The organism is Streptomyces sp. C, from assembly GCF_000158895.1.
Classification (GTDB): Bacteria; Actinomycetota; Actinomycetes; order Streptomycetales; family Streptomycetaceae; genus Streptomyces; species Streptomyces racemochromogenes.
Genome location: NZ_GG657750.1, coordinates 115049 through 124624 on the forward strand (window position 1 = coordinate 115049; position 9576 = coordinate 124624).

Annotated in this window: 10 protein-coding genes and 1 pseudogene; 5 read left to right on the plus strand and 6 right to left on the minus strand. The window is 74.6% G+C overall.

The genetic code is table 11. From position 1 onward, the window contains the following. Positions 1-280: 280 nt before the first annotated feature. From SSNG_RS43315 to SSNG_RS00635, 4 genes and pseudogenes are all read right to left on the minus strand, one after another. Complete coding sequence (locus tag SSNG_RS43315; RefSeq protein ID WP_241694957.1) at positions 281-853, minus strand: hypothetical protein; 573 nt, start codon at positions 851-853, stop codon at positions 281-283. Between the two features lie 242 nt (positions 854-1095). Beyond that, a complete protein-coding gene (locus SSNG_RS00625; RefSeq protein ID WP_007261834.1) occupies positions 1096-1989 on the minus strand; it encodes a CAP domain-containing protein in 894 nt (297 codons plus the stop codon). A 212-nt stretch (positions 1990-2201) separates the two neighbouring features. After that, positions 2202-3129: pseudogene (locus tag SSNG_RS00630) on the minus strand (SDR family oxidoreductase). Between the two features lie 60 nt (positions 3130-3189). After that, positions 3190-4026, minus strand: coding sequence for a LysR family transcriptional regulator (locus tag SSNG_RS00635; RefSeq protein WP_042802649.1), 837 nt, complete (start codon positions 4024-4026; stop codon positions 3190-3192). Positions 4027-4122: 96 nt separating this feature from the next. Here SSNG_RS00635 and SSNG_RS00640 point away from each other — a divergent pair, with 96 nt between their 5' ends. Continuing rightward, on the plus strand, positions 4123-4617 hold the full coding sequence (locus tag SSNG_RS00640; protein WP_128636810.1) for a cupin domain-containing protein: 495 nt from the start codon (positions 4123-4125) through the stop codon (positions 4615-4617). Between the two features lie 31 nt (positions 4618-4648). Here the strand turns inward: SSNG_RS00640 and SSNG_RS00645 are convergent, their stop codons facing one another. Together SSNG_RS00645 and SSNG_RS00650 are read right to left on the minus strand one after the other, a co-directional pair. Then, the gene (locus SSNG_RS00645) at positions 4649-4843 is read right to left on the minus strand and encodes a hypothetical protein (protein WP_007261838.1); all 195 of its coding nucleotides are present in this window, start codon (positions 4841-4843) and stop codon (positions 4649-4651) included. 112 nt (positions 4844-4955) lie between these two features. Beyond that, positions 4956-5645 (minus strand): hypothetical protein, encoded by a 690-nt coding sequence (locus tag SSNG_RS00650; protein WP_129593268.1) that lies wholly within the window; start codon positions 5643-5645, stop codon positions 4956-4958. Between the two features lie 174 nt (positions 5646-5819). Here SSNG_RS00650 and SSNG_RS00655 point away from each other — a divergent pair, with 174 nt between their 5' ends. From SSNG_RS00655 to SSNG_RS00670, 4 genes are all read left to right on the plus strand, one after another. Next, positions 5820-6794: an L-threonylcarbamoyladenylate synthase gene (locus tag SSNG_RS00655; RefSeq protein ID WP_007261839.1), complete on the plus strand. Its 975-nt coding sequence runs from the start codon at positions 5820-5822 to the stop codon at positions 6792-6794. A gap of 170 nt (positions 6795-6964) precedes the next feature. Beyond that, positions 6965-7507, plus strand: coding sequence for an SRPBCC family protein (locus SSNG_RS43320; RefSeq protein ID WP_241695192.1), 543 nt, complete (start codon positions 6965-6967; stop codon positions 7505-7507). 110 nt (positions 7508-7617) lie between these two features. Continuing rightward, positions 7618-8550, plus strand: a complete 933-nt coding sequence (locus tag SSNG_RS00665; protein WP_063749863.1) for an AraC family transcriptional regulator — start codon at positions 7618-7620, stop codon at positions 8548-8550. Between the two features lie 124 nt (positions 8551-8674). After that, a complete protein-coding gene (locus SSNG_RS00670) occupies positions 8675-9532 on the plus strand; it encodes a carbohydrate-binding protein (protein ID WP_007261843.1) in 858 nt (285 codons plus the stop codon). Positions 9533-9576 lie beyond the last annotated feature (44 nt).

Genomic DNA, 9576 nt, shown 5'->3' on the forward strand with positions numbered 1-9576 from the left:
CGTGCGGCGTCCGGAGCGGACGGATCGGAGCATGCGAGAGCTCATGGCGATGATCCCAGGGCAGGTTCGGACGGCGGGACGGCGAGGCGCGTCCCGGCTCGGTGAAGCCGGGGCCGGCGCCGCACGGGGGCTCGCGCCCCGGCGCCGACGGCCGCTCGGCTGACGCGAGCATAGGGCCGCCGGGGCCCCGTGGAACCGGCTCGGGGCGATCTTCAGGTTGCCCTAAGGAACAGCTCACCTTCCGCTTCACCGCGACCGGCCGACGGGAGCGCGAGGACCGTCAGAAGGAGCTCTCGCGGACGCTCGCCTTGGCGGACGGGGTGATGGTCGCCGTGATCTCCGACCGGTGGCCGTCGTTGCTGAAGGTGACGGTGAGGGTGTCGTCGGAGGCCTGCGAGGTGGTCGTCCTGAATCCCAGGCCGGGGACCGCTGAGATCAGGCACACGCCCCGGCTCCCGTACCGGACCGTGACCTTGCCGCCCTGCGAGGGAACGGTGTGCAGGCCCGCTCCGCCGCGTTCGCAGTCGACGCCGGGCCGGGGCGCGCCGGTCTGGGGGGCCGCCGTGGGGGCCTTGGCGGGGACGGGGCTGGGCGAGGGGGGCGCCGATGAGGGCGGTTGCGTCACGGACGGCGAGGGGCTCGTGGAAGCGCTCGCGGTCGGGGAGGCCTGCTCCGGGCCGGGGCTGCCCGCCTGCCAGGCGGGGGGCGTGTCGATGACGACCGGGGCCGAACGCGCGGCCGGAGGCTTGTGGCTGGTCGACCCGACCACGAACTGGACCGTCGCGAGGACGGCGGTCACGCTGGCGGCGGTGCACGACAGCCATATGAGCAGGTAGCGCGGAGTTCGGGACACGGGCCCATAGTGGCCGACGCGCGGCGCGGCGCGTAACCGGCTCCTCCCCCGTTCCTCCCCCGTTCCGGCCCCGTTCCGGCATCGGTGCGGCAACGGTCGCGCGCCGGCGCGCCCGGTGAACGCCGACGTCCCCCTGACCGCCGGAGCAGGGGGACGTGGACGTCCACGGACCCGCGGGGCGGGCGCGTGGAGGCCTCTGGAGCGGGAGGAGGGGAAGCGGTCGAGGGAGCGGGCGCGGCGGTCTACCTCGCGGTGCCGAAGTCCTGGGTCCACCAGGGGCCGCCGTCACCCTTGTGGACGCCGATCCCGATCTCCTTGAAGGAGCAGTTGAGGATGTTGGCGCGGTGGCCGGAGCTGTTCATCCAGGCCGACATGACCGCCTCGGCGTCGCTCTGTCCGCGGGCTATGTTCTCGCCGAGGCCGGACCACTTGTAGCCGGCCGCCTCCACCCGGCTCGTCATGGTGGACCCGTCCGGCCCGGTGTGCGACATGACGCCGCTGCGGGCCATGGTGTCGCTGTACGCCCGGGCCGCCGAGCTGAGCTTCGCGTTGACCGTCAGGGGACCGCATCCGGCGGCGGCACGCTCCTTGTTGACGAGGGCGAGGACGGCGGACTCGGCGTCCCCGTTGACGGTTCCGGAGCCCGAACCGGAGCCCGAACCGGAACCGGAGCCGGATCCGGAGCCTCCGGAAGTCCCGCCGGAGCCGCTGCCCTTGGTGGGGGCGGAGCCCTGCGCCGGCTTGGCGGGCCGGTCGGCCCCCGAGGTGTCGGGCGCGCTCTCGGGCCGCGTGCCGTCGCCGGGTGCGGCCGCCCCGGAGGAGCCGGGGCTCGCACTCGCGCTCGTACTGGGGCTCGTACTGGGGCTCGGGCTCGCCGAGGCCGAGGCCGAGGCCGAGGCGCTCCCGGCGGGGGCCGGGTCGGTGGTGTCCGTCTTCGGCTGCGACGACCCCGCGTCGGACGCGGCTCCGGAAGCCTGCTGGTCCTTGCGGTCGTCACCGCCCGAGTCGGCCACCGCGACCCCGACCGCCACCACGGCGGCGGCCGCGGTGACGGACAGGACGATGCGGGTCCGCGTCGCCTTCTTCCGGCGGGCCTCTGCACGGGACGGGGTCGCGGGGGTACGGCTGCGGCTCATGCCGGTAACACCTCACTGGAGAGGGGACGGGAAGTACGCCGAGCCTAGGCCGGTGACCAGGGCACATCGCGCCGCGGAGGGGGTTCTTCAGGTTCCCCTAAGGAAGCCCGCAGGATCGGCACAGGGATGATCGGGGCGATTGCCCCAACTCCGGCAGGATCCACCGGGCGCCGGCCGGGGCGCCGGGCACTGCCCTGGCCGAGGGAGTCGGCTCAGCGGTCGCGCCAGCCGTCCGGCCGGGTTCCGTCGATGTCGGTGAACCCGTAGGCCCGGGCGAGTTCGGCCGAGGTGACCGATCTCTGGTTCCAGCGGGCGCGTTCCGGATCGGCGGCCAGGGCCGCGGCCGCGCGGCCCACGTAGCGCGGCGACTCGGACCGTGTTTTTTTCCTCCGGCGCGGTGGGAAGACCGCCGGCCCGGCCCGGTGCCAGGGCCTCGCGCCAGGTGGCCTCGGTGACGCCGAAGTTGTCGAGCATCATCTCCGACCGCAGCCAGCCGGGGGTGACGGCGACGGCGGTGGCTCCGTACGGGGCCAGCTCGTGGCCCAGGGAGAACGCCAGCCGGTTCACCGCCGCCTTGGCCAGGTCGTAGAAGGCGGAGATCCGGTACCAGGAGGCGTTGATGCCGGTCGTTCCGTCGGTCACCTCCACCAGCAGGCCTCCGGGTCGGGCGACGAGCAGCGGCAGCAGGTGGTGGGCGGTGATCAGGTGCGTGTCGACGGCGAGCCGGAGGATGCGCAGGCCGTCGTCGAGGTCGTGCTCCCACACCGGGGTGTTCCACCGCGCGGGACCCCCCTTGAGGAGTTCGGCCCCCCAGATGTCGTTGACCAGGACGTCGATGTGTCCGTACTCGTCGCGCAGGCGTTGCGCCAGACGGCGGACCTGCTCGGGGTCGAGGTGGTCGGCCTGGACCGCGATGCCGGTTCCCCCGAGCCGCGAGACCAGGTCCGCCGTCTCCTCGATCGTCTCCGGCCGGTCGTAGTCGGAGCCGTCCCGCCCCCTGACGCTGCTGCGGCCCGTGCAGATCACCGTCGCGCCCGCTTCGCCGAGCGCCGCCGCGAAACCCCGGCCGGCACCGCGGGTCGCGCCCGCCACGACGGCGACGCGTCCGCGCAGGGCGTCGGGATCGGGCGACCACGTCATGGGGCCACTGTCCCACGGTGGGACGGGTGCACGAGCGGCGGCAGGGCCGGTCGGCCGTGCTCAGTGACGGTAGGCGGCCGCCGCCGTCTCGACGAAGGACCGGACCAACGGGTTGGTGTCGCCCGCCCTGCACACCGCCACCACGCGGCTCGGCGTCATGTCGGTCAGCGGCACCACGGCCAGCTCCGCGGGCAGGTCGTGGCCGAGGGGGGCCAGGCCGACCGTGCCGTTCCACAGCACGGGGTGCAGGCATTCCTGGACCGCGCGCACCACCGGCCCCTCGCGCGGTGTGCCGCCGTTCCAGTACGACTGCCAGAGCGGGTCGGTGCCCGGCGGGAACTGGAACCAGCGGCGGTCGCCGAGCTCGGCCAGCCGCAGCCGGGCGCGGCGGGCCAGTGGGTCGTCGGCGCGCAGGACCACGCCGACCGGATCGGTGCGCAGCGCACGCACCGTCAGGGCGGTCCCGTCGAACGGCGCCCGGGTCAGCGCGACGTCGACCAGCCCGGCGCGCAGGCCGCAGGTGGGGTCGGTGAGATCGGCGTCGCGGATGCGGATGTCGATCCCGGGGTGGGTCCGGCGGTAGGCGGCGGCCAGCCTGGAGAGCCCGGGGTCGGTGCCGTCGCCCAGGATTCCGACGGTGATGGTCGCGGCGCCGGCGGCCGCGCTCACGCGTGCGCGGACGCGGTCGGCGTGGTCGAGCAGGGCCCGCGCCTCGTCGAGGAGCACCGTGCCGACCGGAGTGAGGGTGACGCCGGTGGGTGAGCGGGCGAAGAGCGGGGCTCCCGCGTCGGCCTCCAGCCGCTTGATGGCCCGGCTCAGGGGCGGCTGGCTCATGTGCAGTCGGCCGGCGGCCCGGCCGAAGTGGAGTTCCTCGGCGACGGCCACGAAGTAGCGCAGGGTCCTCAGCTCCACGCTGCGACGATACCCGGGCGGTATCGGCTCCGCAGGACGGGTCTTGGACACGGGCGGACCGCCGGCGGTGCACTGGTGGGCATGACCGAAGAAGTGAAGGCACACGCGCCGCAGGCCGGCCCCGCCGTATCGGTGGTGGGTCCCGGCGACGGCGAGATCATCGTTCTGGGCGGTACGCGCATGCGGATCCTGGAGGACGGGGGCAATACCGGGCACCGCCTCGCGATCGCCGAGTCCGTCCTCGCCCCGCACACCCAGGGGCCGCCGCAGCACCGGCACGCGGGACACGACGAGGGCTTCTACGTCCTGTCCGGGAGCGTGCGGTTCACGGTCGGGGACGAGGACCACGACGCCGCCGCGGGCACGCTCGTGGTGGTTCCGCCCGGTACCCCGCACACGTTCGCCAACCTGACCGGCCAACCCGCCGTCATGCTCAGCACGTTCACCCCTGACCTGTACGTGCAGTACTTCCGGGACCTCCAGGAGGAACTCTCCGCCGGCCGGCCCCTGACGCCCCGCGCCAACATCGACGCGATGAGCCGCTACGCGACCGAGCCGGCCACCGGCGTCGACTGAAGCGGGAGGGCGGGACGGGGGCCCCGGCGGCTCACCGCCGGGGCTCGCGCCCGGCGGTGCGGCGCTGGGCGCCGGTGTTCGGCGTGAGGGCGTCCCCGGCCTCGCCGTCTCCGCTGCCGGGCATGACCGCGTCCTCGGCCTCCTCGCGCGCCTCGCGGTCGCCGCTCTCGCCCTCGGCCTTCGAGGGCCGAGTGGTCTCGTGGTGCCTGTTCTTGTGCTCGTGCATCGCGTGCTCCTCGTTCCGGGTGCTCGTGGGCCTCGATCGTGGCCGTCCTGCGTACTCCCTCGACTGCCCGGTCCGCCGGTCCTCACACGCCGGAGACCGGCGGCCGCGCGGATCAGCCCGCGGTCCCGCGGGGATCCGTGTCCGGGCGGGCGGTCCCGCGCCTCTGGTGCTCCTGTCGGGCCCAGGCTTCCGAGTCGATGCGCTTGCGGTAGACCTGTTCCGGTTCGGCCGCGCCCAGGTGCACCGTCCACACCCACATGACCGCGGACACCACGAAGAAGAAGCAGGCCACCGCCAGGTACGACCCGATCTCCTCGGACTCGGCGACGCCCTCCTCGTGCATGAAGCCCGGTACGCCGGAGACGAGTGCGTTCACCCACCAGGCGAGCGCCGCGTTGAACAGGGCCAGGGAGGTCCAGTAGAGGACGCGCATGCTCTTCGCGGGGCCGCTCAGCTCCCCCAGCAGGAGCAGGCGGCGCAGCGATACCGGCCCCGTCCGGTGGCGGGCCCCCGTGTCCGTTCTGGCGCGGTGCACCGATGCGTAGCAGTCGTCCAGCCAGCTGACCGGATCCGGATCCGGATCCCGCTCAGGGGCGGTGGTCCCGGCCTGGTCCCTGGCCTGGATCCAGCCGGTGATGAACTGGATCTCCAGCTGCGCCTTCTCCAGCTGCCGGCGGTAATGGTGGTCGGCGCTGCGCGCCTCGCGCCGGTCCCGGAGGAGGAGGCTGGCCCCGCCGACCAGGCCGCTGATCACGGGCACGAAGAACGGGGCGAACAGCACCAGGGAGTCCATGAAAGCCACCGCACGCGCCTCCTCACCCCCCAGCGTCGCATCGCTCGTGCCCGCGGCCCCGTCCTGGGGGGCCGATCGGGTGTCTCCCCCGCCGGCTGCCTGCTCGGGCTCCGGCGCCCTCGAAAGCGGGAGGCACCCGGGGTCCGGGACGGCGGGGTGCGGTGTGGTGGGAGAATCGCGGGTGTGACGACGAGAACGACTGATATCGCCGCGGCGGCCGGTGTGCTGCGCGCCGGCGGCCTGGTGGCCCTGCCGACCGAGACCGTCTACGGGCTCGGCGCCGACGCCGAGAACGCGGACGCGGTCAACCGGATCTTCGAGGTCAAGGGACGCCCGTCCTCCCACCCGCTGATCGTCCACATCGGCGGCGCTGAGCAGTTGGACGACTGGGTGGAGGAGGTCTCCCCGACCGCGCGACTGCTGGCCGAGCGCTTCTGGCCCGGGCCGCTCACGCTGGTGCTGCGGCGCGGCCGCCGGGTGCCCCTGGAGGCGACGGGCGGGTTGGAGACGGTGGCCGTGCGCGTGCCCGACCACCCCGTCGCGCTGGAGCTGCTGGCGGCCTTCGGCGGCGGGGTGACGGCCCCCTCGGCCAACCGTTTCGGCTCGGTGAGCCCCACCACGGCGGACCACGTCGGCGCGGAACTCGGTGAGGCCGTCGACCTGGTGCTGGACGGCGGCCCCTGCCAGGTCGGCGTCGAGTCGACCATCGTGGACGTCACCGGTGACGTTCCGAGCATCCTGCGGCCCGGCGGGGTGACGCGCGAGGACCTCGAAGCGGTCCTGGGCTTCCCGCTCGCCGTCCCCTCGACGAGCCAGGTGCGCGTGCCCGGCCAGCATCCGTCGCACTACGCGCCCCGCGCGCGGGTGGTCCTGGTGGAGCCGGAGACGGTCGTCGCCGAAGCGGAACGCGCCCAGGAGCAGGGGCACCGGGTGGGCCTCCTCCTTCCGCGGCCCTTCGACGGCGCCGATGTGAAGGCCCACGCCGTCGTGGAGGTCCCCGGTTCGCCGGCCGCCTACGCCCGCGGGCTCTACGGGTTCCTGCGCGAGCTGGACGACCGGGGGTGCGACCTCATCGTCGCGTCCCTGCCGGCGGAGGAGGGGCTGGGCCTGGCGATCGCCAACCGGCTCCGCCGGGCGGCGGGACCCCGCCCTTCCTGAGCCTGCGGTACGGCACCGTCGCCGCCCGGGTCCGCCCGCGGCGGCGGTGTGCGTCCGTATAGGCGATGGCCACCGACGCGTAGGCGGGGGCCGGGCCGTGAAGGTGGGGGCATGGACACCTTCGAGGACCCCATGGAGATCATCTTGTGGACACGGCACGCGGACGGCCGGTGGTCGGCCAGGCCGCTCTGGATGGTGCTCGTCGACGAACGGGCGTACGTCCGGTCGGCGTTCGGGCCGCGCAGTGCCTGGTACCGCCGGGTCCTGGGCCACGCGGACGCTCGGATCGAAGCCGCCTCGGGCCGGCGGCCCGTCGCCCTGCGGCCGGTGGGCGGGTCTGGCAGCTGCACACCGACATCGGCGGCTGGCCCGCATGGCTGTCCGCCGTCACCCGGGCCCGGCTCGACGGCCCGGTCGCCCCCGGAACGGCCTTCCACTGGATGACCGCGGGGATGTCGATCGACTCCACCGTCTACGCGGTCGACACCGCGCACCGCATCCTCTGGGGCGGTCCCGCCCACGGCATCACCGGCGTCCACGAGTGGACCTTCACCGAGGACGGCGACGGCGTCGTCGTCCGCACCCGGGAGTCCTGGGCGGGCCAACCCGTCGACGCCGACCGGGACGGCCTCGCCGCCGCGCTCGACGCGTCGCTCGTCACCTGGCTGGACGCCCTCAAGAAGGCCGCGGAGCAGAAGGACCGCCGGCCCTGACGGGAGAGCCGCCGTCCGCCGCCCGCCCGCCCGCCGAGCCTCGGGGCGGGCGGCGGTCGACGTCCGTGAATGGTCTGTACCTCCTGGAGGGCGGGCCGGAGACTGCGGGGATGGAGCCGCTCCGGAACACCCGCCTGCCCGATCTCCCGCTGCACCGCCTCGAGGTCCCCCTCCCCCACCTGCTGCCCTTCGCGATCGGGACCTTCGACACCATCGGCCCGCTGTCACGCGCCGCCTTCCCCCACCGGCACACGTTCTACGAGATCGTCTACGTGACCGGCGGGAGCGGCGCGCACGTGCTGGACCTGGTGCGCCGGCCCGTGGAGCCCCCGCAGCTGTGCGTGATCACCCCCGGCCAGGTCCACCACTGGGACGGGGCGGACGGGCTCACCGGGCACGTGGTGCTCTTCAACGAGGACTTCCTCCTGCCCCACGCGGACGACGCGGCCGCCCTGCGGGCGCTGGCCGGCCGGCCCGGGCACCCCGCCGGCGACCAGGCCGCGCCGATCGCCGCGCTCCTGGCCGACATGGGCGGCGAGTACCGGGACCTGCGGCCCGGCTACCAGAACGTGCTGCGGGCCTGCCTGCACATCCTGATCGCCCGGGCCTCACGGACCCCCGGCCCTACCGGCGGCCCGCCGGAGGCGCCTGCTCCGGCGCGCGACCGGGCCGCGGAACTGGCCGCGGCCTTCAGCCGGCTGCTCTGCGAGGCCGGCGGGACGGGGCGGTCGGTCGGCTGGTACGCGCGGGAACTCGGCCTGTCCGCCGGGCACTTCCAGACGCTCGTACGGCGGGCCACGGGGCGCTCCCCCGGCAGCCTGATCCGGCAGCAGCAGACGCTGGAGGCGAAGCGGCTCCTGTCCGGCACGAACTTGGCGGTACGCCAGGTGTCGAACCTGGCCGGCTTCTCGGACCCGGCGTACTTCTGCCGGTTCTTCCGGAGGGAGACGGGGATGTCGCCGGGCGAGTTCCGGGACCGGGCCGGTCGAAATCACCACGATCCCCGGATCGAGTCCATCGCCGCGCACCCTGACGGCCCGTAGGTTGACTGCTGGCCGCGATCGGGACCCCGAGGCCCGCCCGGGACGGACGGGCCCCCGCCAGGGTCCGTCCCTCCCTCCCCCCTCGCGCGCCCACACCCCCGCCCGTCCAGCCGAGGAGGCCTCGATGCCCGTACCGGAGGAACCCACCGCAACACCCGGACCCGCCGGAGGCGGAGGCCGGGTCAGCCGCAAGACCGTCCTGCGCGCCGCCGCCGCGCTCGGCGCCGCCCCGCTGCTGATCGGGGGGCGGGTCGCACTCGCCCGCGACCAGCCCGCATCGGGCGGCGCCGCCCTCGCCCCGACCCCGGACTGCCATGACGGCGACGAGCCGACGGTCGAGCAGATGGAAGGCCCGTACTTCAAGCCCGACTCCCCGCTGCGGGACTCCCTGATCACGAGCGGTACGCCCGGCACCCGGCTCACCGTCACCGGGTACGTCTTCGGGCGGGCCTGCCGCCCGATCCCCGGCGTGCTGCTCGACTTCTGGCAGGCGGACCACACCGGCGCGTACGACAACAGCGGCTACCGCTTCCGCGGGCACCAGTTCAGCTCCGCCCGGGGCTCGTTCAGCCTGACCACCGTCGTTCCCGGGCTCTACCCCGGGCGCACCCGCCACCTGCACGTCAAACTCCAGGCGCCGGGGCGCCGAGTGGTCACCACCCAGCTGTACTTCCCCGGCGAGCCCCGCAACAGCACGGACACCCTCTTCGACAGCCGCCTGCTGATGAACCTGCGCCAGGCCGGACCCGGCCAGGAGGGCACCTTCGACTTCGTCCTGGACGTGCCCCAGGACCCGACGACCCCGCCCACCACTCCCCCGCCGACGACACCACCGCCCACGGGCACCTGGACACCGGGCCGGGCGTACCGGGCCGGCGACGGGGCCACGTACGCGGGACTCGCCTACCGCTGCCTGCAGGCGCACACCGCGGTCGTCGGCTGGGAGCCGCCGAACGTCCCCGCGCTCTGGCAACGCCTCTAGGGGGTGTTGCGAAAGTCCCGCACGGCGCCCACGGCGCCCGGCAC

Bases quoted from the DNA above. Each gene is read 5' to 3' on its own strand.
- SSNG_RS00625 (WP_007261834.1), bottom strand. From the start codon at position 1,989: ATGAGCCGCAGCCGTACCCCCGCGACCCCGTCCCGTGCAGAGGCCCGC.
- SSNG_RS00640 (WP_128636810.1), top strand. From the start codon at position 4,123: ATGACCGAAGAAGTGAAGGCACACGCGCCGCAGGCCGGCCCCGCCGTA.
- SSNG_RS00645 (WP_007261838.1), bottom strand. From the start codon at position 4,843: ATGCACGAGCACAAGAACAGGCACCACGAGACCACTCGGCCCTCGAAG.
- SSNG_RS00665 (WP_063749863.1), top strand. From the start codon at position 7,618: ATGGAGCCGCTCCGGAACACCCGCCTGCCCGATCTCCCGCTGCACCGC.
- SSNG_RS00670 (WP_007261843.1), top strand. From the start codon at position 8,675: ATGCCCGTACCGGAGGAACCCACCGCAACACCCGGACCCGCCGGAGGC.